28 protein-coding genes and 1 tRNA gene are annotated in these 24,588 nt (G+C 66.1%); 8 read left to right on the top strand and 21 right to left on the bottom strand.

Annotated features, from left to right (window positions below; genetic code table 11):
* Positions 1–21: 21 nt before the first annotated feature.
* Both BLR57_RS08295 and BLR57_RS08300 read left to right on the top strand, forming a co-directional pair.
* Complete coding sequence (locus tag BLR57_RS08295) at positions 22–225, top strand: hypothetical protein (protein ID WP_089696559.1); 204 nt, start codon at positions 22–24, stop codon at positions 223–225.
* Positions 226–334: 109 nt separating this feature from the next.
* Complete coding sequence (locus BLR57_RS08300) at positions 335–514, top strand: hypothetical protein (protein ID WP_244509960.1); 180 nt, start codon at positions 335–337, stop codon at positions 512–514.
* A gap of 21 nt (positions 515–535) precedes the next feature.
* Here BLR57_RS08300 and BLR57_RS08305 read toward each other — a convergent pair whose 3' ends face one another.
* Entirely contained in the window at positions 536–1,315 is a 780-nt protein-coding gene (locus BLR57_RS08305) for an SDR family NAD(P)-dependent oxidoreductase (RefSeq protein WP_089696566.1), read from the bottom strand.
* 115 nt (positions 1,316–1,430) lie between these two features.
* On the opposite strand from BLR57_RS08305, the gene BLR57_RS08310 reads away from it, so the two are divergent.
* The 3 genes from BLR57_RS08310 to sucD all read left to right on the top strand — a co-directional run bounded on the left by BLR57_RS08310 (position 1,431) and on the right by sucD (position 3,742).
* Positions 1,431–1,625 carry a hypothetical protein gene (locus BLR57_RS08310; protein WP_089696569.1) on the top strand — a complete coding sequence of 65 codons (195 nt, stop codon included), beginning with the start codon at positions 1,431–1,433 and terminating at the stop codon, positions 1,623–1,625.
* 105 nt (positions 1,626–1,730) lie between these two features.
* Complete coding sequence (gene sucC, locus BLR57_RS08315; RefSeq protein WP_089696572.1) at positions 1,731–2,876, top strand: ADP-forming succinate--CoA ligase subunit beta; 1,146 nt, start codon at positions 1,731–1,733, stop codon at positions 2,874–2,876.
* Positions 2,873–3,742 (top strand): succinate--CoA ligase subunit alpha, encoded by an 870-nt coding sequence (sucD, locus tag BLR57_RS08320; protein WP_089696575.1) that lies wholly within the window; start codon positions 2,873–2,875, stop codon positions 3,740–3,742. The genes sucC and sucD overlap by 4 nt, the downstream gene beginning before the upstream one ends.
* Before the next feature lie 428 nt (positions 3,743–4,170).
* Here the strand turns inward: sucD and BLR57_RS08325 are convergent, their stop codons facing one another.
* The 9 genes from BLR57_RS08325 to BLR57_RS08365 form a co-directional block, all read right to left on the bottom strand.
* On the bottom strand, positions 4,171–4,464 hold the full coding sequence (locus BLR57_RS08325; RefSeq protein WP_089696578.1) for a zinc ribbon domain-containing protein: 294 nt from the start codon (positions 4,462–4,464) through the stop codon (positions 4,171–4,173).
* A gap of 52 nt (positions 4,465–4,516) precedes the next feature.
* Positions 4,517–6,328, bottom strand: a complete 1,812-nt coding sequence (locus tag BLR57_RS08330) for an aldehyde ferredoxin oxidoreductase family protein (RefSeq protein ID WP_089696582.1) — start codon at positions 6,326–6,328, stop codon at positions 4,517–4,519.
* Positions 6,329–6,642: 314 nt separating this feature from the next.
* A complete protein-coding gene (locus tag BLR57_RS08335) occupies positions 6,643–7,644 on the bottom strand; it encodes a phosphotransferase family protein (protein ID WP_089696585.1) in 1,002 nt (333 codons plus the stop codon).
* A gap of 3 nt (positions 7,645–7,647) precedes the next feature.
* Positions 7,648–8,331, bottom strand: a complete 684-nt coding sequence (locus tag BLR57_RS08340; RefSeq protein WP_089696588.1) for an HAD family hydrolase — start codon at positions 8,329–8,331, stop codon at positions 7,648–7,650.
* A gap of 90 nt (positions 8,332–8,421) precedes the next feature.
* Positions 8,422–8,496: transfer RNA gene (locus BLR57_RS08345), tRNA-Val, on the bottom strand.
* Between the two features lie 49 nt (positions 8,497–8,545).
* Positions 8,546–8,800, bottom strand: coding sequence for a DUF7553 family protein (locus tag BLR57_RS08350; protein WP_089696592.1), 255 nt, complete (start codon positions 8,798–8,800; stop codon positions 8,546–8,548).
* Positions 8,801–9,016: 216 nt separating this feature from the next.
* Positions 9,017–9,550 carry a cob(I)yrinic acid a,c-diamide adenosyltransferase gene (locus BLR57_RS08355; RefSeq protein WP_089696594.1) on the bottom strand — a complete coding sequence of 178 codons (534 nt, stop codon included), beginning with the start codon at positions 9,548–9,550 and terminating at the stop codon, positions 9,017–9,019.
* Positions 9,547–9,786: a glutaredoxin family protein gene (locus BLR57_RS08360; RefSeq protein ID WP_089696597.1), complete on the bottom strand. Its 240-nt coding sequence runs from the start codon at positions 9,784–9,786 to the stop codon at positions 9,547–9,549. Before BLR57_RS08360 ends, BLR57_RS08355 begins: the two co-directional genes overlap by 4 nt.
* Before the next feature lie 104 nt (positions 9,787–9,890).
* A complete protein-coding gene (locus BLR57_RS08365; protein WP_089696600.1) occupies positions 9,891–10,928 on the bottom strand; it encodes a zinc-dependent alcohol dehydrogenase family protein in 1,038 nt (345 codons plus the stop codon).
* 319 nt (positions 10,929–11,247) lie between these two features.
* Between BLR57_RS08365 and BLR57_RS19325 the strand changes: the two genes are divergently transcribed.
* Positions 11,248–11,412, top strand: a complete 165-nt coding sequence (locus BLR57_RS19325; protein WP_170830591.1) for a DUF7838 family putative zinc beta-ribbon protein — start codon at positions 11,248–11,250, stop codon at positions 11,410–11,412.
* 367 nt (positions 11,413–11,779) lie between these two features.
* On the opposite strand, the gene gcvPB is transcribed toward BLR57_RS19325, so the two are convergent.
* Genes gcvPB through gcvT form a run of 4 tightly spaced genes read right to left on the bottom strand, consistent with a single transcriptional unit; the run spans position 11,780 to position 16,022 of the window.
* Positions 11,780–13,198 carry an aminomethyl-transferring glycine dehydrogenase subunit GcvPB gene (gcvPB, locus tag BLR57_RS08375; RefSeq protein ID WP_089696605.1) on the bottom strand — a complete coding sequence of 473 codons (1,419 nt, stop codon included), beginning with the start codon at positions 13,196–13,198 and terminating at the stop codon, positions 11,780–11,782.
* Complete coding sequence (gcvPA, locus tag BLR57_RS08380; RefSeq protein WP_089696606.1) at positions 13,199–14,530, bottom strand: aminomethyl-transferring glycine dehydrogenase subunit GcvPA; 1,332 nt, start codon at positions 14,528–14,530, stop codon at positions 13,199–13,201.
* Positions 14,527–14,907: a glycine cleavage system protein GcvH gene (gene gcvH / locus BLR57_RS08385; protein ID WP_089696611.1), complete on the bottom strand. Its 381-nt coding sequence runs from the start codon at positions 14,905–14,907 to the stop codon at positions 14,527–14,529. The genes gcvPA and gcvH overlap by 4 nt, the downstream gene beginning before the upstream one ends.
* The gene (gene gcvT / locus BLR57_RS08390; RefSeq protein ID WP_089696614.1) at positions 14,904–16,022 is read right to left on the bottom strand and encodes a glycine cleavage system aminomethyltransferase GcvT; all 1,119 of its coding nucleotides are present in this window, start codon (positions 16,020–16,022) and stop codon (positions 14,904–14,906) included. Before gcvT ends, gcvH begins: the two co-directional genes overlap by 4 nt.
* 489 nt (positions 16,023–16,511) lie before the next feature.
* On the opposite strand from gcvT, the gene tuf reads away from it, so the two are divergent.
* On the top strand, positions 16,512–17,777 hold the full coding sequence (gene tuf, locus BLR57_RS08395) for a translation elongation factor EF-1 subunit alpha (protein ID WP_089696618.1): 1,266 nt from the start codon (positions 16,512–16,514) through the stop codon (positions 17,775–17,777).
* A gap of 212 nt (positions 17,778–17,989) precedes the next feature.
* Here tuf and BLR57_RS08400 read toward each other — a convergent pair whose 3' ends face one another.
* From BLR57_RS08400 to BLR57_RS08420, 5 genes are all read right to left on the bottom strand, one after another.
* Positions 17,990–18,703, bottom strand: a complete 714-nt coding sequence (locus BLR57_RS08400; protein WP_089696621.1) for a DICT sensory domain-containing protein — start codon at positions 18,701–18,703, stop codon at positions 17,990–17,992.
* Positions 18,700–19,368: a DUF7504 family protein gene (locus tag BLR57_RS08405; RefSeq protein ID WP_089696624.1), complete on the bottom strand. Its 669-nt coding sequence runs from the start codon at positions 19,366–19,368 to the stop codon at positions 18,700–18,702. The genes BLR57_RS08400 and BLR57_RS08405 overlap by 4 nt, the downstream gene beginning before the upstream one ends.
* 50 nt (positions 19,369–19,418) lie before the next feature.
* Complete coding sequence (locus BLR57_RS08410) at positions 19,419–20,030, bottom strand: hypothetical protein (RefSeq protein WP_089696627.1); 612 nt, start codon at positions 20,028–20,030, stop codon at positions 19,419–19,421.
* The gene (locus BLR57_RS08415) at positions 20,027–20,755 is read right to left on the bottom strand and encodes a DsbA family protein (protein WP_089696630.1); all 729 of its coding nucleotides are present in this window, start codon (positions 20,753–20,755) and stop codon (positions 20,027–20,029) included. Before BLR57_RS08415 ends, BLR57_RS08410 begins: the two co-directional genes overlap by 4 nt.
* Positions 20,756–20,923: 168 nt before the next feature.
* A complete protein-coding gene (locus BLR57_RS08420) occupies positions 20,924–22,516 on the bottom strand; it encodes a S8 family serine peptidase (protein ID WP_089696635.1) in 1,593 nt (530 codons plus the stop codon).
* 166 nt (positions 22,517–22,682) lie between these two features.
* Between BLR57_RS08420 and BLR57_RS08425 the strand changes: the two genes are divergently transcribed.
* The gene (locus BLR57_RS08425; protein WP_089696639.1) at positions 22,683–23,138 is read left to right on the top strand and encodes an NYN domain-containing protein; all 456 of its coding nucleotides are present in this window, start codon (positions 22,683–22,685) and stop codon (positions 23,136–23,138) included.
* A 13-nt stretch (positions 23,139–23,151) separates the two neighbouring features.
* Here BLR57_RS08425 and BLR57_RS08430 read toward each other — a convergent pair whose 3' ends face one another.
* Together BLR57_RS08430 and BLR57_RS08435 are read right to left on the bottom strand one after the other, a co-directional pair.
* Positions 23,152–24,048: an alpha/beta fold hydrolase gene (locus BLR57_RS08430; RefSeq protein ID WP_089696641.1), complete on the bottom strand. Its 897-nt coding sequence runs from the start codon at positions 24,046–24,048 to the stop codon at positions 23,152–23,154.
* Between the two features lie 102 nt (positions 24,049–24,150).
* Positions 24,151–24,555 (bottom strand): DUF4864 domain-containing protein, encoded by a 405-nt coding sequence (locus BLR57_RS08435; protein WP_089696644.1) that lies wholly within the window; start codon positions 24,553–24,555, stop codon positions 24,151–24,153.
* Positions 24,556–24,588: the final 33 nt, after the last annotated feature.

The raw sequence follows: 24,588 nt of genomic DNA on the forward strand, positions 1-24,588 counted from the left end.
ATGACAATTTGACTGTTTTGTGTGGACCGAGAGCTCGCTTGGGGTGTCGGCGTCGCCGCCGTCGGTCTCCTCGTACTCGGCGCGCTCGCCGCCACCGGGGCGTTCGCCGACCCGTTCGCGTCCGGTGCACAGCGTCGGCCAGTGACTCTGTACGCCGCTGGCGGTGCCATCCTCCTCGTTGTCGCCGGAGCCGTGACCACCGTTCGGGCCGTCGGTGACGACTGAGCACGTCACCTCCCGCTCGCCGTCAGGGACTGGCTTATGCTGGTCGACATCCTCTCTCTTCGACATGAGCTTCCCCGAGCAACGACGCTGCCCGGACTGTGGCGTGACGATGGAACGAACCACACCCGTCGTCGTGGGCGGCGGCAGCGAGGTGCTGAAACTGCGGACGGCCGAGCGGGCGAAGGGGCTGCTCGGTTCGCTCGGGATGAAAGAGACCATCGGCGTCACCGCACACGTCTGCCCGGAGTGTGGGCTGACACGGCTCTACGCCGACCTCGACGAGGAGTAACGTCGTCGCCGAGAAGCGGAGTTACCGCACCGTGTAGCCGCCGTCGACGACGATGCGCGCGCCGGTCATATACCGCGAGGCGTCGCTGGCGAGGAAGACGGCCGCGGGGGCGACGTCCTCCGGGCCCGCGATCTCGTCCATCAGCATCTCCGACTTCCAGACCTCGTCGATATCGGGGTCGATAGCGTCGGCCTGGTCGGTGTTGTCGGTGCGGATGTAGCCCGGCGCGATGGTGTTGACGCGGATGTCGTGTTCGGCCCACTCGGAGGCCAGTTGTCGCGTGAAGGACTCGATGCCGCCCTTCGAGGCGTTGTAGGCGACCTGTCGCTGCGGATAGTTGGCGATGAGTGCCGACATCGACGAGACGCTGAGGATGGAGCCGCCGCCGGATTCCATCATTTCTTGACCGACTGCTTTCGAGCAGAGGAAGGTCCCCTTCAGGTTGATGTCGACGACGGAGTCCCACTCCTCCTCGGTCATCGTCTCGGCGGCCTCGTGGACGACGATGCCCGCGTTGTTGACGAGGATCTCGATGGTCTCGAACTCGTCGACGGCGGCGTCGACCATCGCGTTTACCGATTGCTCGTCGGCGACGTCCGTCTCGACGGCGAGCGTGTCGACGCCGGTCGACTCTGCAATCTCGGCTGCGGCCGCTTGGCCCGACTCGCTGTTGCGGTTGGCGACGACGACGTTCGCGCCCGCCTCGGCGAGTGCCTGGGCAATCTCGCGGCCGATGCCGCGGTTGCCGCCGGTGACGATGGCTGTCTGTCCGTCCAGTCGGAACCGGTCGAGGACTGTCATGGGTAGGTCTCACCGAGCGACAGGATAAGTTGCGGGGTGGCGACACCGACGCGGTGGGCTGTCGGTGCGGCCGAAAGTCCGAACTGCTTTGACAGCAGGCGACGACACAGCGGCCATGGGACTGAAACGAGTCGGACTCTCGCTGTTCGGTATCGGCGTCTTCGTCGGTTCTCTCGCTGCGGTCACGCCCGAGATACTCGGCTCGGTCGCGAGCGCGAACCTCGTTCTCGGTAGCGCTGCACTCGCCGTACTCGGGGTCCTCGTCGGTGTCGTCGGCGTCGCTCGCGCCGAACTGCAATGGGAACCCTGAGCCGAGTAAATATTCCCGGGAACCGGCAGGCGAGAGCGGTGTCTCCGGCAGGTCTTGGCACGGATGAATGGGATTTAAGCACATACCTCGCCCGCTTACGGACGCATGAAACTTCACGAATACCAAGCGAAGGGCATCTTCGCTGATGCCGGGATTCCCGTCCCCGAGTCTCGGCTCGCTTCGAGCGTTGACGAAGTGATGGCGGCCGTCGAGGACATCGGTTATCCGGCCGCGATCAAGGCACAGGTCCACGTTGGCGGCCGCGGCAAGGCTGGCGGTATCAAGATTGCGACAAGTGAGGAGGAGGCCCGCGAGGCCGCCGAATCCATCCTCGGGATGGACCTCAAGGGATACACCGTCGAGGAAGTCCTCGTCGAGGCTGGCGTCGAGTTCAAGAACGAACTGTACGTCGGTGTCACGATGGACCGCGCGGCGGGCAAGCCCGTCGCGATGGTCTCGACGGAGGGTGGCGTCGACATCGAGTCGGTCGCCGAGGAGACACCCGAGGCCATCGCCCGCGAGCACATCGACCCCGCCTTCGGCATGCATCCCTACCAGGCCCGGAAGGTCTGCTACGAGGCTGGCATCCCGAAGGAAGTCGCACTCGACGTCGCCTCGATTCTGACGACGCTCTACGACCTCTACGAGTCCAAGGACGCCTCGGAGATCGAGGTCAACCCCGTCATGATCACGGAGGACGACGAGGTCATCGCGGCCGACGCTGTCATGAATATCGACGACGACGCCCTCTTCCGCCAGCCCGAGCTGGCCGAGATGGAAGAGGAGACCTACGAGGACGAACTCGAGAAGAAGGCCGGCGAGTACGGCTTCGACTACGTCCGACTCTCGGGTAACGTCGGTATCATCGGCAACGGCGCGGGTCTCGTCATGACGACGCTCGACCTCGTCGACTACTACGGCGGCGCGCCCGCCAACTTCCTCGACATCGGTGGCGGCGCGAAGGCCGAGCGCGTGACGCAGGCACTCGACATGGTCTTCTCCGACGACAACGTCGACGCCGTCGTCTTCAACATCTTCGGCGGTATCACCCGCGGCGACGAGGTCGCCAAGGGTATCAACGAGGCACTGGAGTCCTTCGACGAGATTCCGAAGAAGGTCGTCGTCCGCCTCGCCGGCACGAACGCCGAGGAGGGGATGGAGATCCTCAACACCGAACTCGTAGAAGTCGAAACGACCCTCGAAGCAGCAGTACAGCGTGCGGTCAAGAACGCTGAGGAGGCAAACCAATGAGCATTCTCGTCGACGACGACACTCGCGTCGTGGTACAGGGCATCACCGGTGGGGAGGGCAAGTTCCACACCGAGCAGATGATGGAGTACGGAACGAACATCGTCGCCGGGGCGGTCCCCGGCAAAGGTGGTCAGAAGGTCCACGGCGTCCCCGTTTACGACACGGTCCACGAAGCCGTCGAGGAGGAGAACGCCGACGCCTCGGTCGTCTTCGTGCCGCCCGCGTTCGCCGGAGACGCCGTCTTCGAGGCACTCGACACGGACCTCGACTTCGTCGTCGCCATCACCGAGGGCATCCCGACGCAGGACATGGCCAAGGTGAACAAACGCCTCTCGGAGACCGACACGCGCCTGCTCGGCCCGAACTGTCCGGGTATCATCACGCCCGGTGAGGCGAAGCTCGGCATCCTGCCGGGGAACATCTTCTCGGACGGCAACGTGGGTCTCGTCTCCCGCTCGGGGACGCTCACGTACCAGGTCGTCGACAACCTGACCCAGCGTGACATCGGTCAGACGACCGCCATCGGTATCGGTGGCGACCCCATCATCGGCACCTCGTTCGTCGACGCCCTCGAACTGTTCGAGGAGGACGAGGAGACCGAGGCCGTCGTCATGTGCGGTGAGATCGGTGGCGAGGACGAGGAGGAGGCCGCCGCGTTCATCTCCGAACACATGGACACGCCGGTCGCCGGCTTCATCGCTGGCCGCACGGCACCGCCGGGCAAGCGCATGGGTCATGCGGGTGCCATCGTCTCCGGCAGCGGGACGGGCACGGCCGAGTCCAAGATCAGCGCGCTCAACGACGCGGGCGTCCCGGTCGGTGACACCCCCGAGGAAGTCGCAGACCACATCGAGAGCTTCCTGTAAGCCCGCGGCTCCCGGTTCGTGGAGTCTTTTTTGAGAAGATAGCTACCGTCCGATACTGCCGAGTCTCCGCAGCCGTCGACGCGACGGCCTTAGATCGAACAGCGGCCGTCGAGGCGGTCGAGGCGGCCGAGACGGCCGCTTCTGACCGTTTACGCGACGGTGATGGCTGCCGCGACAAAGGACCACTTGGTCCCGCTGCGGGATTCCGTCTTCTTCTGCTCGGCTTTCGACTGATCTCGCTTGTGCGTCCAGTTCATATCTACTCTAAATCTTTACTCGGATATGAGTTTTGTGGTTAGCTGACAATTCTGTCACGGTCGTACACACAGGATAACGATTGTTCGAGGCGTTCTCCGTCTCGTTTTCGGGAGACTGTTCGAAATTCCGATGTTTCCGAGGAGAGATTCATCACGACGGAGACCGGTTCGTCACCGGCCGACGGGAGAGAGACATTCGTGGCAGAAGCGGACGTCGTCGGGGTTGGGCGTCCCGCAGGTCCCGCAGGCGACGAACGACTCGCGGCCGATGGCGTCGGTGTCGACGGTCGGGAGGAAGTCGCTCACCAGCGGCGAGTCGTCGAAGGAGCCTGCGGTGTGGCGGTTCATCCGGGCGATGAGCTCGTCGTCACGCAGCGCGTGTAGACCGTGCCAGAGACCGAGAAAGAGGAGAGAGGGGGCGACGATGAGGACGCCGGCGACGAGCAGACGGAACACGAGTTCCATGACCGCCTTCAGGACCGAACCGACTTGTGTGTGACGGTGACACACCACACTGTCAACGGGGCCGACTGGAGTCCTGCTCGTGCGATTCGGTCGCCAGTGGCGTCTCGCTGTCGACGACGTCGGCGAGACCGAGACGGTCGACGGTCGCCACGGTCGGCAGCCCATCACCGTCCCAGCCGCGGGCGGCGTAGTAGGCGTCGAGGAGGTCCTCGAACCGCTCGGGGTCGATACGGTGGCCCGCGGCGGGCCCGTCGGGGAGCGGCTGCCGGAAGGTCGCGGGCAGTGCGTCGTCCTCGCGAGTGAAGCCTTCGCGGACGTTGAACAGCCGAATCAGGGTCCAGATCCGACGGCCGGTGTCGCGCAGTTCGTCGCGGCTGTACTCCCTCCCGGCGGCGGCGAGCCACTCGCGGCCGAAATCCGTCCAGAGCGGTTCGCCGGCGAAGTCGTCGGCGACGAGACTCCAGAGGACCGACCGGGTCGTCTGGGCGGTGATGACCGCGCGGACGCGGTCTTCGGTGTCCCAGTCGTCGCGGGCGAACGCCTCTCGCTCGACGGGCCGGGCGCGACGGTGACAGCCGCCGCGGTCGCTCGTCGCGTAGGCCAGTGCCATCGCCACGGCCCCGCGGGGGTCGTAGGAGGGGACGGCCATCGATTTCACCGTCGGGATGTAGTCGCCGCCGAACCGCTCGGCGGCGGCGTCGACCCCGTCGGCCAGTGCGTCGCCGAGCGCGCCCTCACGTCGGGCGATACGGCCGAGCAGTCGGCGAGCGCGGTCGCCGTCGCCGAACGCGAGGGCCTCGCCGTCGTCGCCGGTGGCGACCCGCCCCTCGGCGGTCGCCCGAACCGCCCACGCGACGGCGTTGCCCGCGCTGATGACGTCGAGTCCGAGCCGGTCGCAGGTCGCGCCGAGCGTCGCCACGACGTCGAAGTCGTCGATACCCAGCCCCGCGCCGAGCGTCATCGGGACGGCCCCGCGCGGGACGCTCTCGCCATCGTCGGTTCGGACGCGGAAGCCACCGGGAACCGCGTCGTCGGGGTTCTCGCGGCCGACGGCGACGTCGCGGGCGGCCTCGATTCCGATTCTGCCCGCGCCGTCGAACTGGCCACCCTGCCAGCCCTCCGTGGCGAGGAGACCGACCTCGTTGGCGAAGTCGACGGATTCCAGTGTCTCGCCAGCGGCCAGCCAGCGGCCGGTGTCGCCGTCGGCGTAGGTCCCGCCGTCGCGAGCGCGGAGGTCGGCAAAGACGGGTGACGGCTCGGGGGAGTCACCGCGAGCGACGACCGCCTTCAGCCCCTTCGAACCCATGACCGCACCCGCCCCGCCGCGGCCAGCGTGGTGGTCGCCGCGGTCCGAGGCGACCGTCGCGTACTCCACGAGCTGTTCGCCCGCGGGACCGATGCACGCGACGCCCGCCTCGGGGAAGGCGTCGGCCGTCTCGACGGTGTCGCGGCCCCAGACGTCGGCCGCAGGCTCGATGCGGGCGTCCCCCTCGTCGACGACGAGGACGACCGGCTCGTCGGTCGCTCCCTCGACGAGGATTCCGAGCGCGCCGTCGAGCGAGCCCGCGAGCCGTCGGGGGAACTGGCCGCCGCTGTAGGAGTCGAGAAACCCACCCGTCAGCGGCGACTTCGTGACGGCCGCATAGCGTGTCTCGCCGGGAAGCTCGCCGGAGAGCGGACCGAGGAGAAAGGCGAGCAGGTTGTCCGGACCGAGGGGGTCGGTCCCGGCGGGGACGTCCTCGTAGAGATAGCGCGCGCCGAGACCCTTGCCACCGAGATAGTCGCGGAGCCACCGCTCGGGAACTCGCTCGCGCGCGACCGTCCGCGTCGAGAGGTTTACGCGGAGAACCGACCCTTCTGCCATTCACCCAGGGTTCCAGTCTCGTGCCGTTAAGCGTTGGTACACCGAACTGTGTTGCCGGATGCCGTCGGATGCAGTCGGATGCAGTCGGACGCTGTTGGACGTCGTTGGATACCCTCGGCTGCCGTCGGCTGCGAACACCACGTCGGCACCGACAGACGACGGCTGCTCTGGTTCACTCGCACCACCACTGGCCAGTTATATATTTAGATAGCTGTCTAAACGCACATCTAAACAACAGAGTCGGCAGAACAGCAACGTACTGCCACACGACTCTCCGAGCTGTCTGTCGGCCACCGACGCGTTCGACCGTACCGTCACTCCGAGCACTCGGCCAGCAACTCGCCCAGTCGTGCCTTGTGGAACGCGACGGCGGCGTCCCCCTCGCGCTCGGGGAATCCCGGCCGGGTTACGACGCCCCGCGAGTCGACGGCCGAGCGCGCGACGGCGACGAGCCGGTACGCCAGCGGCACCGTCGGCACCGGTCGGATCGACTCGTAGCCTTCGTGTAGTGCTGCCCGGAGTGCCGCGCCGTCCTCGACGTACCAGTCGCAGACGACGTACTCGGCCTTCGCGAGTGAGAGTCCGGCGTCGGCCGCGAGCGGGTCGCCCCAGTCGAGGACTGCGGTCAGCTCGCCGTCGGCGACGAGCGCGTTCCCCGGCCGGAGATCCCACGGATACAGCCGCGGCGTCGGGACCGTCGGGAGATCGGCCGTCGCAAGCACCTCTTTAATCGCTGCGCGCTCCTCGTCGAACACCGCCGGGAGCGCGGCGAGACCCTCGCGTGCGTACGTGGAGAACCACGCTTCCCAGTCGGTCGAGCCGACGGCTCTGAGCGGCTGGTCCCCCGAGACGTCGACCGTAGCGACGGTGCCAGTGCCCTCGTCGTCGGCGACGTGAACGCGTCCGTATCCCTCGAACCGGAACGCCTCGTGGAGTTCCGCGAGGCAGCGGCCGAACCGGCGTGCGAGTCCATGCTGGTGCTCGGGAGCCAGTCCGGCGAACTCCTCGTGAAGGTCAACACCCTCGGCGTGTTCGCAGACGACGTAGCCGACGCCGTCGAGTTCGCCCGCGGCCAATACGGCCGGGACCGGCAGCGAGGTCCGCTCGCGGACCGCGGCGGCGAGCGTGAACTCCGTTCGGAGTGCCGCCGGACGCGTCGACCACTGGACGACGACGCTCGCTGCCTCGGCGAACTCGACGACGGCCGTCTGCTTGTGGTTGCCCCGCTGGACCGTTCGCACCGACGTGACGGCTCGCTCGGGGAACGTCTGGGCGACGATCTCGCGTTCGGTGGTCGCGTCCGCGCCGTCAGCCATCGGTCACTGGCCTCCGAAGACCGAGCCGAAGTCCGCGAGCGACGCCAGGACGTACTCCGGGCGGTACTCGCCGGGGTCGGTCTCGCCGTCACGGGGACACCAGGCGACGTCGAGACCCGCGCCCTGTGCTCCGGCGACGTCGTGTTCCAACGAGTCGCCGACGTACAGCGACCCGGCGGCGTCGACGCCGAGGTCGGCGACGGCGCGGTCGAACGGGTCCGCGTGCGGCTTTCGCCGCGCCATGTCGCCCGCAAAGACGACGGTGTCGAAGGCGTCGGCGAGACCGAGCGCCTCGAGTTTCACCGACTGGCGGTATTCGGGACCGTTGGTCACGAGACCGACGGCTCCCTCGTCGCGAGCGCGTTCGAGGGCGTCGGCCGCGCCGGGGCGGAACCCAACCCGCGAGAAGTCGACGGTCGACAGGAAGCCGTCTGCGAGGGCGGCGGCGTCGACACGCTGGCGGCCGTACTGCGCGGCGACCTTGGTGAACCCCGCGGCCAGATGCTCGGCGTGTCGCTCCTCGTCGGCCGGAGGGGAGCCGTCGAGGGCGTTCCAGAGGTCGCTCGGCTCGCCGAAGGGGTCGATACCGGCCCGCTCGAACGAGCCGAAGTAGATGGTCTCGGCGTCCTGTTCGTGCTGACAGAGGGTGCCATCGAGGTCGAACAGGACGGCGTCGAAGACGGTCACAGACGCGCTAGGGGTGGGAGAGAGAAAAGGGGCGTGGGGGATTCGCTCCACGGTCGTCGCTGCCGCTCGTCGGTGTGAGGAATCAGAAAGTGGGTTGGGGCGGATTCGAACCGCCGGCCTGCTCCGTGTGAAGGAGCCGTCATAACCTGGCTAGACCACCAACCCAGGTACCAAAAGATACCCGAGTTCGACACTTAAGGGTTACCTTGTCGCGTCACTCCGCCGGCGACGTCCCGCGATACTCGTCGATGCGACCCTTGGCACCTTTCAGTGCGTGCTTCCCCCTGCTGGGAGCCTGTCGGAGTTCCTTCTGGACTTTCTCCAGACGCTTCGGCTCCGGCTGCGTCTCGCGACCGGCGGCCGTGCGGGCGCGGTCGGCGACGGGCGCGAGTTCCTCGGAGATGCCCGCCCGGAGATGCGACCCGGCGCGCTTCAGGTAGTACCATGCATCGCTAAAGTGGCGGTTCATAGCTGTTCATAGGCCGAGAACGGATATATCGCTTACGTCAGAATAACACGCACGCAGATATTTTTAGGCAAACCTAAATCGACACGTTTATGGAGTAGATTAGGCTAACCTAAAACACGGTGTGACACGCAGCGTGTGCACCGCGTCTGTTCCCTCCCGTTCGACCGTGGGCATCATCTCGGTCCAAACGGGACCATCTCTCTGTCCCCTGAACGGTCAGTAGCTCGGCGTGTCCTCGCGCTCGCCGTCGCGCTTGTTGACGAGTCGCGCGAAGGTGAACAGGGCGTCCGAGAGCCGGTTGAGGTAGGTGATGGCGTGTTCGTTGACCGCCTCGTCGGCGGCGAGACCGACCGCCCGACGCTCGGCGCGGCGCGACACCGCCCGTGCGTGGTGGAGCTTCGCCCCCGCCTCGCTGCCGCCGGGGAGGATGAACGACCGCAACGGGTCGAGTTCCTCGTCGGCCTCGTCGATCCAGTCCTCTAACTCCTCGACGTGTTCCGCCGTTATCTGCGGATCGTCCTTCTCGGGGTTCGGGTTCGCGAAGTCCGCCTGGATGATGTGTAGGCGGTTCTGGACGCCGACGAGCTTCTCGTCGATGTCGTCGTAGCCGGTCGGCCGGACCGTCCCGACGAGCGCGTTCACCTCGTCGACGGTGCCGTAGGCTTCGATACGCGAGCTGGTCTTCGAGACGCGGGTCATGTCGCGGAGGTCGGTCAGTCCCTCGTCGCCCCGGCCGGTGTAGATCTTCATGCGAGGCTCGCGTCGACGTATTCGAGGATCTTCTCGCTCTCGGCCATGGTCACGCCTCGCTCGTCGTCGATGAGGACGGGCACGCCGCGCTGGCCGCTGACTCGCTTGACCTCGTCGCGCTTCGAGTGCAACGCCTCGACCCAGACGGTCTCGTACTCGATTCCGTTGTCTTCGAGGGCGTCGTGCACCTTCTCACAGAAGGGACAGCCGTCGAGCGCGTAGAGCGTAATCGACATACGCCTGCGTTAGCACGCCCGAGGCAAGTAGCTTCGCCTGCCGGTGAGGACGTGTGGAACGTGGGAGACGTATAGCGGCACGGCCCGACCGGCCACCGACCGTCTCAGAGTTCGACGAGGACCTTCACGGCCTCCCGTTCGTCCATCGCCCGGTAGCCCTCCGGAACGCCGTCGAGGTCGACCGTCTTCGTGAATACCGGCGAAGGGTCGAGCGTCCCCTGGAGCACGTCGGCCATCAGCTCCTCGGCGTACGCGCGGACCGGCGCGACGCCACCCCGGAGCGAGACGTTCTTGCCGAAGAAGGAGAACACGTCCAGTCCACCGTCCAAGCCGTGTGGGACGCCGACGTAGCCGACGGTCCCGCCGGGCCGTGCGATGCCGGCCGCGGTCTCCATCGCCGACGCCGCACCGACACATTCGAGCACGTGGTTGACGCCGCCGTTCGTCAGCTCCGTCACGCGCTCGATGGCCGCATCGCCGCGTTCGGTCACGAGGTCCGTCGCGCCGAACTCCTCGGCGATCTCCAATCTGTCTTCGTGGTGTCCCAGCGCAATGATGCGTTCGGCACCGAGCCGTCGAGCCGCGAGGACGCCGCAGAGTCCGACCGCGCCGTCGCCGACGACTGCACAGGTCGACCCGGCCTCGACACCCGCGTTGATGGCCGCGTGGTGGCCCGTCCCCATCACGTCGGTCAGGGGAAGCAGTGCCTGCAGGACCTCCTCGTCGTCGGCGTAGCGGTCGGGGACCCGCACGAGCGTCCCGTCGGCCTGGGTACACCGGATGTACTCGCCCTGACAGCCGCCGTTGTCGCCGCCCCACGAGTCACCGTTCACACACGACGTGTGCAGTCCCTTCCGGCAGAACTCACAGGAGCCACAGCTGATGACGAACGGCGCGAAGACGCGGTCGCCGGGTTCGACCGAGCGGACGTCCTCGCCGACCTCCTCGACGATGCCCATCGGCTCGTGGCCGACGCCCGAGGGAGCCTCACGGTCGCTGTCGCCGCGGTAGAACCAGAGATCAGACCCACAGATCGCGGTGTGTGTCACACGGACGATGGCGTCGTCGGGCGAACTCAACTCGGGTTTGGAGACCGACTCGACACGGATGTCTTCCGGGCCGTGATAGACTGCTGCGCGCATACGTGGTGTGCCTCGGGCGACAGTAAAAGCGTCGTGAACGGGGAGACGCCCGCCTGTTGTCCGGTGAGGGTGCCTGTGACTCCGGACTTCCTGTTTCGTTCAGTCAGGGGATTCAGTATCGCCAGATGTGGTTTATTTACTGTGTGACGTGCCGACCGAGCACCGTCAGCATCCGACTCCACAGAGAGCGACGGCAGCCTCGACGATCCGACGGCACCGGCTGTGACTGTCCCTGTGGAGGTGTGGGTTGCGGGCAGTGAGCGTCATCGAAGCCCGCCGAATCAACATCTTCAACATACCCCACGCCGGATTCGGTAGTATGAGCCTGGAAATGGAACACAGCTGTCCCGAGTGTGGTGAGGCCACGGAGTTCTACCGCGCAGCGAGCACGACGGTCCACCTCGGCGAGAAGACGAAGTGGCGGTGCACCGAGTGCGACTACGGGTTCGTTCTCATCAACGACGAAGTCGACAGCTCGGCGTAATCCCCCACTGCCGTTTCGGCGACCGACGAGTGACGTCTCTCCCCTCGTTGCTGTCTAGTCTCGGGTGTCGCTCCGTACTCTCTCTCTGTTCGTAATTCGTGATGTGACGAGCTTCTCCGTCAGGTTCGGTTGGTGTGACGAACGGCCCTGTCGGATTCGTGATGCCGTGACGAACTTCGTTGAGAGGCGTCTACGCCCGTGAACAGGCCCGTCTCACTCAGAGACTGTACCCCCAACTGTTGCCAGACGCCACTATAAATCAGATATCGCGATACAGAACCGCCTGGTATGCGGGAGCCGACGATTACAGTGAAACCTGTCGCTCGAGGAGCAAACGGACGAGAAAACGGAGAGAGTCGTCTACGAGTCAGTCGTCGTCGAGCGCGTGCCACGAGAGCCGTGGGTTGCGCGCGGCACCCACTTGGTCGATGCGACGCGCGGCCGTCTTGTTCGGCGCGTTCGCGAGGGTGTCGTCGTCCTCGCCGTGGGCGGCGTTGAACGCCGCGGCCAGGTCGTCGAGCGTCTCGCGGTTCTCGACTTCGGTTGGCTCGGTGAGCATCGCCTCGGGAACCATCTCGGGCCACTTCGTCGTCGGCGGGTGGACGCCGTAGTCTAGCATCCGCTTCGCGACGTCGGCGGCGTCCTGGTCACCTGCCGTGGCGGCGAACTCGTGGTGGTACGGACCGTAGGGAATGTCGTACTCGATCTGCGAGCCGAGGTAGTTGGCGTTGAGGACGGCCTTCGCGCTGGCGTCGGCGAGGCCTTCGTCACCGAGGCGGGCGATGTACGCGTAGGCCTTCACGAGCACGAGCCAGTTGCCGTAGAAGCCGTGGACCTTTCCAATCGAACGCTCGGGGTCGAACAGCTCGAACCCGCCGTCGTTTCGCCGGACCTGCGGACTCGGCAGGAACTCGGCGAGTTCGTCGACGACACCGACCGGGCCGGCACCGGGACCACCGCCGCCGTGCGGGGTGGCGAACGTCTTGTGGACGTTGTAGTGCATGATGTCGAAGCCCATGTCGCCGGGGCGGGCACGGCCCAAGAGCGCGTTGAGGTTCGCGCCGTCGTAGTAGAGCAGCCCGCCGACGTCGTGGACCATCTCGGCGATCTCGGTGATGTCGCGCTCGAACAGGCCGACCGTGTTCGGATTGGTCAGCATGAGCGCGGCAGTGTCCTCGCTGACGGCGGCTTCGAGCGCGTCGAGGTCGACGCGGCCGTCCTCACCCGAAGGGAGTTCGACCACGTCGTAGCCGGCCATCGCCGCGGTGGCGAAGTTGGTGCCGTGGGCACTGGCCGGGATGACCACCTCGCTACGGTCGTTACCGTTGGCCTCGTGGTAGGCCTTCGCGACGAGGATGCCCGTGAACTCACCGGCCGCGCCCGCGGGGGGCTGGAGCGTCACCGCGTCCATCCCACCGATGCGACCGAGATAGTCCTGCAGGTTGTAGAGCATCTTCAACGTGCCCTGCGTCGACCGCTCCGAGCGGTCGGGGTGGACGGCGGCGTTCGGGTCCGCGGCGACGTCCTCGGTGAACTTCGGATTGTACTTCATCGTACAGCTTCCGAGGGGATACGGTCCCGTCTCGACGCCGTAGTTCATCTGCGAGAGCCGCGTGTAGTGGCGTGCGAGCTCCGGCTCCGAGAGTTCCGGCAGTTCGACCGAGTCGCGGGTCAGATCGTCGGGGAGCGGCGAGTCGTCGCCGCCGACATCGACCGCTGTGCTGTCCTTCTCCGAGAGGAGCGGTTCGTACTCCCCGTTCTGGGTGAATCGTGCTTGGTCGTACATTCAGGCCACCTCCTCCATCGCCGCGACGAGCGTGTCGATGCGGTCTCTGTTGACCTCCGTGACACACAGCTGAATCTCGTGTTCGCCGACGACGTGGACGGCGAAGCCCTCCGCCTCCAGATCTTCGGCGACGGCCGCCGCGGGCTGGTCAGTGTGGGCGACGAACTCGCGGAAGTGGTGTCGGTCGTGGACCGGTGCCTGCACGCCCGACACCTCGTCGAGGCGGGCGGCGAGTGTCTGCGCGTCGCGGACGCAGTCCTCGGCGAGGTCGACCAGTCCGTTGGGGCCGAGCGACGCCGCGTGGATGGCGGCGCGCAGCGCGACCCACGCCTGGTTCGTACAGATGTTACTCGTCGCGCGCTCCTTGCGGATGTGCTGTTCGCGCGTCTGGAGCGTGAGCGTGTAGGCGCGGCGGTCGCTCATGTCCTCGCTGACGCCGACGAGCCGCCCCGGCACCTGCCGGAGGAACTCCTCTTTCGTCGCGAAGAGACCGAGCCCCATCCCGTAGCTCGCGGGCATCCCGAGCGCGCCGGCCTCGCCGACGACGACGTCGGCACCGACGCTCGCGGGTTCCTGCAGGAGCGAGAGGGCGACGACGTCCGAGCCGAGACAGAACAGCGCGTCGTTGTCGTGGGCGAGCTCGCCGATCTCTTTCAGCCCTTCCTCGATGGTCCCCCGAACCGTCGGGTTCTCGGCGTAGACGAACACGGTGTCGTCGCCGACGAGGTCCGTGAGAGCCTCAAGGTCGACGTTGCCGTCAGCCATCGGGTAGCTCTCGACCGCCAGGTCCGTCCCGTCGACGTAGTTCTCCAAGACGCCGCGCTTGCCCGCGCGGAGATACTCGGGCACGAGGACGGTCGACCCCGAGGTCCGCCGGACACGGTTGGCGAGGCGTGCCGCCTCGGCGAGCCCCGTCGCCGCGTCGTACATCGAACAGTTAGCAATGGGTAAGCCAGTGAGTTCGACCAGCATCGACTGGTACTCAAAGAGCACCTGCAGGAAGCCCTGGGTGATCTCGGGCTGGTACTGCGTGTAGCTCGTGAGGAATTCGGATCGCAACGACAGATGGTCGACGATGGACGGGACGTAGTGACTGTAGTGGCCGCGGCCGAGGAACTCCGTCAGGTCGTCGTTCTTCGCGAACAGCCGCGACAGTTCGCCGCAGAGTTCGCGCTCGCCGCGCGATTCGATACCGAACTCGCCGGTGAACGCGACGTCGTCGGGGATGTCGAACAGCGCTTCCTCGCTGTCGACGCCGATAGCGTCGAGCATGGCGGCCGTCTCCTCGGATGTGTGGGGCGCGTACGGGCTGCCCCGTTCGTGGCGCGTCATTCGATCTGGTCGCGGTACTCCTCGGGAGAGAGCAGGTCGTCGAACTCTCCGCGGTCACTCGGCTCGACTTCGAGCATCCAGCCCTCGCCGAAGGGGTCCTCGTTGACGAGTTCCGGCTGGTCGAACAGCGTCTCGTTGACGCCGACGACCTCGCCGGAGACCGGCGAGTAGAGGTCAGAGACGGCCTTGATGGACTCGACGACGCCGAACTCCTCGTCCTTCGTCACCTCGTCGCCCTCGCCGGGCAGTTCGACGAAGACGACGTCACCCAGTTCGTCCTGGGCGAAGTCGGTGATGCCGATCTTGACCGTGTCGTCGGTGCTCGTCCACTCGTGCGATTCCAGATACCGGAGGTCGTCAGGTACGTCGAAGCTCATTGGTTCAGAAAGGGGGTTTCGGTTACGTTCGCGCGCTTTTCTCGGCCGCGGACGACGACGTTCACGTCGGTTCCGGGCTCTGCGTACTCGACTGGGAGATAGCCGAGCGCGATCGGCTCTCCCAGCGTGGGACTCATCGTCCCGCTCGTGACGTGGCCGACCACGTCACCGTCTGCGTTCGTCAGGTCGTAGCCGTGGCGGGCGATACCGCGTTCGGCCAGTGTGATGCCGACGAAGGTCTCCTCGACGCCGTTCTCCTTGACTTCGGCCAGCGCGTCGCGGCCGACGAACTCGGTGTCGAGTTTGACGGTGAACGCGATGCCCGCCTCGTAGGGGTTCCGGGGCTCCGCCTCGGGGTCGAAGTCCTGTCCCGAGAGCAGGTAACCCATCTCGATACGGAGCGTGTCGCGCGCGCCCAGCCCACAGGGCTGGCAGTCGAACGCGCTCCACACGTCCTCGGCGGCGTCCCACGGACAGAGGATCTCGAAGCCGTCCTCGCCGGTGTAACCGGTGCGGGCGACGAGACAGCGCGCCCCCTCGATGTCGGCCCAGGTGGCCTGGAACTTCGAGAGCGCGAGCACGTCGTCGCTGGCATCACCGACAGCGTCGCCGACGAGATCCGGGGCGTCCGGGCCTTGCACCGCAAACATCGCCCACTCGTCGGTGACGTTCGCGACGTCGGCGTCGAGTTCCCACTCGTCGCGGTAACTCGTCCACCGGTCGTACATCTCGGCGTCGTGGCCGGCGTTCGGGATGAAGAGGTAGGTCGGGTCGTCGTCGGCTGCGTGCTCGTCGTCGAGCGGCAGCCGGTAGACGACCGTGTCGTCGAGGATGGTCCCCTCGGCGTCCGTGATGGTCGAATACTGTGAGTCGCCAGGGTCGAGTCGCGTCACGTCGTTCGAGGTGAGCCGCTGCATCAGCGCGGTCGCGTCCGGCCCGGACACCCGAATCTCGCTCATGTGCGAGACGTCGAAGATGCCCGCGGTATCGCGGACCGCGGCGTGTTCAGTCTTGATGGAGTCGAACTCCACCGGCATATCCCACCCACCGAACTCGGTGAACGTCGCCCCGCGACCGTCGTGTACTGCTCGCAACGGCGGCTTCCGAAGGGCCATGTTCTGACCTTGGGTCGGGGGAAGTAATGCTTTGGTATCTCGGCCGACTGCAACGACGCGGATATACAGATATGTGCATATTCCTCACTGAACAAACATGAGTCTGTGGCGTGTTCGTGCCAATTCTTGCGCTCTACAAACACGAACGCGCATACGTCGGGCTGGAGAGATTCATCCGCGAGACCTGTTCTCACACGTATCTTTAATATGCCCCGGACCGAAGTATTTACTATGATTGTAGCAAACTCTTCTGAGCCACGTGCCGACTTCGACGCAACCGCCGCCCGCCGCCGCACCGCGACGTTCGTCGAGATGACGCAGGCGATGCGGCAGTTCTGATTCCGACGCGAATCTCTCACTTCTCCGGACTATCGGCTGTCGACGACCCAGTGCGCCGTTGTCACGAACCGTGCTACCTGTTGGCGAGCGAACCGTTTTGTCCTCCCGCGACGTATCGTTTCTGATAGGCGCACCAGCGTCGTGATACTCATGGCAGACAAACCACACCAGAATCTGGCAATTATCGGCCACGTCGACCACGGGAAGTCCACGCTCGTCGGACGGCTCCTCTTCGAGACGGGTAGCGTCCCCGAGCACGTCATCGAACAGCACCGACAGGAGGCCGAGGAGAAGGGCAAAGGCGGCTTCGAGTTCGCCTACGTCATGGACAACCTCGCCGAGGAGCGCGAGCGCGGTGTCACCATCGACATCGCCCACCAACGCTTCGACACGGACAAATACTACTTCACCATCGTGGACACACCCGGTCACCGCGACTTCGTGAAGAACATGATTACGGGCGCGAGCCAGGCCGACCACGCCATCCTCGTCGTCGCCGCCGACGACGGGGTCGCCCCGCAGACGCGCGAACACGTGTTCCTCTCGCGGACGCTCGGCATCGAGACGCTCATCATCGCGGTCAACAAGATGGACGTCGTCGACTACTCCGAGGACACCTACGAGGAGGTCAAAGAGGAGGTCCAACAGCTCCTGAAGCAGGTCCGGTTCGACTCGGACGACGCCCGCTTCATCCCGATCTCGGCGTTCGAGGGCGACAACATCGCCGAATCCTCGGACAACATGCCGTGGTTCAAGGGCCCGACCGTGCTCGAGGCACTCAACAATCTCCCGGAGATGTCGCCGCCGACGGACGCGCCGCTGCGCGTGCCGATTCAGGACGTCTACACCATCTCCGGCATCGGGACGGTCCCGGTCGGCCGCGTCGAGACGGGGATGCTCAAGACGGGTATGAACGTCGTGTTCAACCCCTCCGGCTCCGGCGGCGAGGTCAAGACCATCGAGATGCACCACGAGGAGGTCGCGGAGGCCGGTCCCGGCGACAACGTCGGCTTCAACGTCCGCGGCGTCGGCAAGGACGACATCCGCCGCGGCGACGTCTGTGGTGCCGCCGACAACCCGCCGAAGGTCGCCGAGACCTTCCAGGCGCAGATCGTCGTCATGCAACATCCCTCGGTCATCACCGCGGGCTACACGCCGGTCATCCACGCCCACACCGCCCAGGTCGCCTGCACCTTCGAGTCAATCGACAAGAAGCTCGACCCCAAGTCGGGCGAAGTCGCCGAGGAGAACCCGGACTTCATCAAGGCCGGTGACGCCGCCATCGTCACCCTCCGCCCACAGAAGCCGCTGAGCATCGAACCCTCGTCGGAGATTCCCGAACTCGGCTCGTTCGCGATCCGCGACATGGGCCAGACCATCGCCGCTGGCAAGGTGCTGGAAGTCCACGAGAAGTAGTTCCTCTGCACTGACCCGGATTTTTTCGACACGCGACACGCCGAGCGCGAGCGAACGTTCTTCACGGAAGACGCGGCCACCGCCCGTATGCGCTGACGAGCCCCCGCGAGCGTCGCCGCGATAGCACGGCAGCCACGCTCGCGGCTTCGAATCCCCTTCGCTGTCGTCTGTCCGTCCTCGCCTCGCTGCTCTCTCACGGCCGCGTCCCGAGTTCAGTCCTCGAGAAGCTCCGGATATCTCGACTCCAGCATCGCAAACAGTTCCTCGACGACCGGGCCGTTTCTCGTCCACAGACCGGTGAAGGTGTCCGGTTCGGTCTCTCGGGCGATGAGCGCGCCCTTTCGCTCGCTCCCGTCGAACAGGACGAACCAGTAGTCGGCGAACTGCTTCTCGTGGTCCTCGTAGATCGACACCAGCGAGTCGTCCACCGTGACGTCGGGGTAGCCACAGACCGTCACGTCGAGTCCAGCACGGACGAGTTCGTCGTAGACTTCCTGCGTCCGCGACTGCTTGCGGAACGTCGACAGCTCCTGGAAGCCGACGACGAGCCGACCGCCACCGTCCCGCCAGGCGATCGCCTCCAGCTCCCGCGAGATGGAGGCCAACTTTGGAATCGATTCTTCGAAGAGGATGGTCGTCTCGGGGTCGACGGCCGAGAGAACCGAAGGGACCGTGTCGCCTGCGAGCGACGCCTCCAGCTCCGTGTACTGGTCGAGTTCGGCCAGTGTCGTCGTCGCCAGGACGCCCTCGTCGTCGTAGAGGACACAGAACCCCGGCGGTGTCGCGGCCGCAGTCTCGACGACCGAGAGTTGGATTCCGTGTGCCGACAGGAGCGACCGGATCGGCTCCAGGTCGACCGACCGGTCGGGGTTGTGAACCGCGAGCGTCCGACGGTGGTCGACGAGGTGGTCGTAGAGGGCCCTCATCGGCCACCCTCCGTCTCGAAGTCCAGCGGCTGCCAGTCGGTCTGTACCCCGTCGCCACCTCGGAGCCGAACCGAGCGGCTGTCGTCGTCGAGTCGAAGGTCGACGAGTAGTTCGAACAGTTGGGTGATGGAGGCGCGGTCTTGCGACGAGTGCGAGTCTGTGTTCAGCAGCTGAATCGTACGGCCCTCGGCTGCCTCGACCCGGCCGGTCAGCAGGTGAAGAAACCGAAAGACCGTGTCAAGCTCGCTGTAGAGCAGTAGCGACGAGATGTTGTCGACGAGAACGACCGGCTGCTCCGACGTCTGTTCGAGGAGTCCCGTGAGTGCCATTCCGATACCGGTCAGGTCTGCGGGCGACGACGCGTACCGCGTGCGGCTGTCCTCGCGGGTCGCCACTCCGGACTGCCGCGAGACCGCGTCGACGACGAGCAGTCGGTCGCTGTCACCACCTGCCGACTCGAACGCCTCGCGCACTCGTTTCGAGGTGTCCGTCGTCGTCACGCAGATCGGACGCGAGTCGCTCGCTGCCTGTGCCAGCGCGCGGTACGCCAGCAGATGCTTGCCACTCATCGCCGGTCCCTCGATTAAGAGGTCGTCACCGACGCTCGCCGACACAGTCGCGAGGAAGTCGTCGATAGTGACTGCTGACGAGACGTTCTGTTCCACGGTTGAACGTCTCGCCGAAGCTATTTCAACGCACCGCAGCACGCGCGACCCTACCGTCGGGCGACGTCGACCGGACAGCCGTTGATCTCGCCACCCCGCATCCCGTCGGCGATCCAGTACATCGAGAGGACGAGCGGAAACAGCGCGAGGAAGGTAAACTCCAACCCGTCGAACGGGAGCAGCAGCAGGAGACCGGACGCGCCGACCAACGAGAACAGTCCGGCGAGAAGCACGGACCCGCAGGCAGCACAGCCCGCACCGAGGGTCCCGAGGAGGACACCGACCGCACTGCCGCTGCTCTCACGGGGAGAGACGCCGTGTTCGCGGAAGTGGTAGACGACCATCGCGATGTCGACACCGACGAGTGCGGCGATAGCGACGATGGCGACCGCCGTCGTCGGGGTGAACGCGCCGCCGAGGAACGGATACTGTCCGAACAGGACACGGAGCCGGTTCGCCAGCGGGATGGTCCCGTTGAGGACGACGTCGCCGACGAGTGCCAGGTTCTGCGTCAGCACGAAGACGGAGAGGGCGACGATTCCCGTTAAGAGCGCGACGACTGCATACGTCGGTATCGTCAGCACCAACCGGGCGGTTCGCGCCGTGAGTCGCCAGTCGTCGCGGCTCGTTGGGAGTTTTACCGCACCGACGCCGAGGCTCATAGCTCCAGTGTCCCGGCGATCACGTCGTAGTTGGCAGCACTCCCGCGGACGACCGTCCGATACTGGCCGTCACGGAACAGAAAGAGCGACGGAGTGATGCCGTTGGCACCGGCCGCGTCGCCAGCGTCGAGGTCGCTCTGGACGGCGTCGTCGTACCGCTTCGCCTCGGCGTCGGCGACGACGGCGTCGGCGTCGAGGTCGGTGTTGGCCGAGAGCCACGTGCGCGTCAAATCGAGGACGTTGGCCGTCGAGAACGTCCCCTGTTCCTCGAAGTAGTGGCGGTACAGCCCCCAGAAGGCGTCTTCATCGCGGGCGTAGGTCGCTTCGAGTGCCTGCACGGCGGGTTTGCCCCACGGGTAGATGACGGGGTAGCTCCGGGCGACGAACGAGAGCGTTCCGTTCTCGATGGCCGGCTGGAGTCTCGGAACGACGTTCTGCTCGAAGCGCCGACACGTCGGACACGACGGGTCCTCGAAGGCGACGATGGTCGCCGTCGCCTCGAAGGGGTCAGGACCGAGTGAGGGCTGGGCGTCGAGACCGACAGCCGCCTCGTGGTCTGCGAGCGACCGGTTCGCGCCGTCGGCGGTCGTCGAGGTCCCGCTGTCGCCTCCGGACCCAGTGCCACCGACACCGCCGAGACAGCCGCTGAGACCGCTGAGACCGACGAGGCCGGCAGCACCGAATGCGAGTACGTCGCGCCGGGCGACGCGTGAACCCTCTCTCATGGCGGTGACGACGGGCGGGGAGAGCAAGGGTCTTTGCCGCTCTGTGGCGGCCGACGCACAGCCGTCGCTGCCGTCGGTCGCGGCACGGTGACGGGGCGAAGCCCGAGAGAGAACAGCGTCCACGGCGGTCGGTGACAGTGACAGTGGGTGCCGCCGTGGCAGCGGTCGTTACTCGTACTCGACGATCTCGAGCGTGTAACTGCCGCTCCCCGAGTAGGAGTCGACGAGGATGCTGAGATCCGCCGACGTGTCGGGGTTATCGATGGTGATGCTCTCCTGGCTGGTCGTCGTCCACGAGCGGTAGTCGTAGCTGCTCGTCGACGGACACGTGCCCGTGCCGTCGTTCGCGTAGAGGTCGAAGTCAGCGTAGGAGGGGCCGTCGAGGCTGATGACGACCGTCGAGGGGTTCGAGTACTCGAAGGCGTAAGTCCAACACTTCGAGTCGGCGGAGTTGGTGAGCGAGTCCGTGACGGAGGCACTCGTCGAGCCACCGCTTCCACCGTCGTCGCCGCCGTCGCCGCCGTCGCCACCGCCGCCGTTGGCGGGGTCGGTCTCGACGGCGTTGGCCGCGTCGACGCGGCCGCTGCCCTGCTGGCTGCTGGAGAGGCCGATGTCGACGGCTGTGTTCTTCAGGTGGTCGCGGAGGGTGACGTTGTCGACGTCCCACTGCGCGAGCGTCAGTCCGGCGACGCCGGCGACGACGGGCGTCGCCATCGACGTCCCCGAGAGTTCCCCGTAATCGTCGGTCGGCAGCGTCGCGAGGACGTTCGACCCGGGGGCGGCGAGTTCGATCGAGCTACCGTACTGCGAGTAGGAGGCGAGCGAGCCGTCGGGGTCGAGCGAGGAGACGGCGAGACACTCGCTGTAGGCGGCCGGATACGAGACGCTACTGGTCCCATTGTTGCCCGCGGCGGCGACGACGAGCGCGCCGTTGTTGGTGGCGTACGAGACGGCGTTCTTCATCGTGCTGGTGTAGCCGCCGCCACCCAGCGAGAGGTTGATGACGTCCGCACCCTGGTCTGCGGCCCACTCGACGGCGTCGGCGATGTCGGCTGTCGAGCCGCGGCCGCTCTCGTCGAGCGCGCGGCCGCTGATGAGCGTGGAGTTGCTGATGCCCGAGGTTCCCGTGCCGTTGTCCGTCACGCCGCCCGCGATGCCCGCGACGTGCGTGCCGTGGTATTCGTCGGCGAGGACGTCCGGATAGGGGTCGCCGTCGTCGTCGACGAAGTCGTAGCCGGGGTTCGAGCCGAAACTTCCGGCGAGGTCCGGGTGGTCGTACTGGACGCCGGTGTCGACGACGGCGATAGTGACCGACGAGGAGCCGAGCGTCGTGTCCCACGCGGTGTCGGCGTTGACCATCTGCGGGGCGTACTGGTCGCCGTAGCGTGGGTCGTTCGGCGAGAGCGACGTCGAGAGCGTCGCGTTCTTCTCGGCGTACTTGACGCGGTCATTCTTCGTGACCGCCTCGATGAAGTTCTCGCGGGCGACGTCGGCCGCCTGCGAGGGGAACTTGACCGCGACGTAGCTCAGCGTCTTGTTCTCGTGGACGATACGCGCCTTGCCGGGGACGGCCTTCTTTACGACGTCGGCCGGGCTGTCGTCGCCCTGTGCGACGCCGACGAGAATTTCGTCTTCTTTCGGGCCGGGACTCCGGCCGGGTGTCGCGCTCGCGACGCCGCCCAACGCGCCAGCGAGACCGACCGCGCCAGTCGCTTGGAGAAACCGTCGACGGTTCAGGTCCGGGGTGCCATCTTGCGTCATGTTGCGAACTCACATGAGGTGCACTCTCATTTATATTTTTTCTTTGTTTCTTGTATTTATGTATGAATATTAAAAGTCAACTGTATTATATGAACGTTCTTTTCGTTTGTGCGAGTTGTCGGCAGAAATCAGCAGGGATAATGGCACCCACCGTCCATCGAGGAGTATGGACCTGTTGGACGGCCCTGTCGACGACAGTCGTGGCCACCGTGAAGGGGTGGCACTGTTCGTCGACGGCCCGAACATCCTCCGCGACGAGTTCGACGTCGACCTCGAAGACATCCGTGAAGCAGCGAAGGACGCCGGTCGACTCGTCGCCATCCGCCTCTACGTCGACGAGCACGCGACCCCCGGCCTGATCCAAGCGGCCGAAGCCTTCGGCTACGAGGTCGTCGTCACCAGCGGCGACGTCGACGTCAAACTCGCCGTCGACGCCACCCGCGTCGCCGTCGAAGGTCGCGCCGAGACCTTCGCCATCGCCTCCCGTGATACCGACTTCAAGCCCGTCCTGGAGGTCGCGAACGCCTACGGGATGAAGACGTTCGCCATCGCCCCCGGCACCCACGGTCGGTCGGACGCCCTGCGGAACTCGGCGACGATGAGCGTCACGCTCGGCGAGTAGGCACTTTCTCGAGCTACTCCGCGAAGAACTCCACGAGCGCGTCGGCGACGCGGACCGGTTCCTCGTGGTGGACCCAGTGAGTTGCGTCTTCACAGAGCATGAGCCGACCGTCGTCACAGAGATTCACGCTCTCTCTGGCCATCGACTTCTTCAGGAACTGGTCGCGCGCTCCCCAGAAGACGAGCGTCGGGACCGTCACCCGCGTGCGTCGCGGGCTGGGACGGTCGCGGACGATGGCGCGGTACCAGTTGACCATCGCGCGGAACGACCCCGGCTGGTTCCACGCCTCGCGGTACCGCTCGAAGTCGGCGCTGGTGAAGGTGCCGGGGAGGCTCGTCCGGCGCATCGTCCGGACGAGCAGGCCCCAGTTGTGGACGCGAGAGAGGAGTTCGGGGACTGCGGGGACCTGAAACGCCAGCACGTACCAGCTCTTGAGCTTCTGGTCCCACCGTCGCCGCAGGGTCCGGCTGAACACGTGCGGATGAGGGACGTTGACCGCACAGAGTTTCTCGACGCGCTCGGGGTAGTGGAGCGCGACCCACCACGCGACCGCCGCGCCCCAGTCGTGGCCGACGACGTGGGCTTTCTCGCGGCCGAGCGCGTCGACGAGACCGACGACGTCGCGGGCGAGTTCGTCGATGTGGTAGGCGTCGACGCCGTCGGGCTTGTCGCTGAGGTTGTAGCCGCGCTGGTCGGGGACGACGACGCGGTAGCCGGCGTTCACCAGCGGCCGCAGCTGGTCGTGCCAGCCGTACCAGAACTCGGGGAAGCCGTGGAGTAAGAGGACGAGTGGGCCGTCCTCGGGACCGGCCTGGACGGTGTGGAGCCGGACACCGTTCGTCTCGACGAAGACCGACTCGCCGGGTTCGTCGTCGGGGTAGCCCTCGGGGGTCTCGGTGTCGACGTTCATCGGTAACACTGCACGCGCTGTCGTATTAGCGGTTGCGCGAGTCAGACGCGGAGAGAAAGAATCAGCGGCTACGCAGGTTCGAGGCGGAGGGACGGAGCGTCGTCACGCGAGCACGACGACGGCCTCGGTGAGCCAGCAGCCGGCGAGCTTCCCGGTGACCCGCCGGGAGAGACGGAACTCGTAGACCGTCTCGTGGCCGTCGCCGTCGACGACGGTGACCTCCTGTCTCGCGTCGTCGCCGAAGCGTTCGATGGGCGTCGTGCCAACGCGGTCGAAGTCGATGAGCGGTTCGTACCGCTCGCTGCGGACCACGCTCGCGAAGCGCTCGAAGGGCCCGACGACACTGCGGACGGCTGGCGACGCGAAGACGAACGCCGTCTCGATGCCGCTGTCGGCGTACGGTTCGTCGTTCACACGCAGCGCGTCGAGTTGGAGTTGCACCACCGATTCGGGGGAGAGCTCGGGGTCGGGACGGGGAAGCCCGTGGTTGACGTACTGTTCGGTCATCAACTATGGTACGCTGTGACAGGGGATATACTT

The sequence above is a fragment of the Halogranum gelatinilyticum genome (genome assembly GCF_900103715.1).
GTDB classification, from domain to species: domain Archaea; phylum Halobacteriota; class Halobacteria; order Halobacteriales; family Haloferacaceae; genus Halogranum; species Halogranum gelatinilyticum.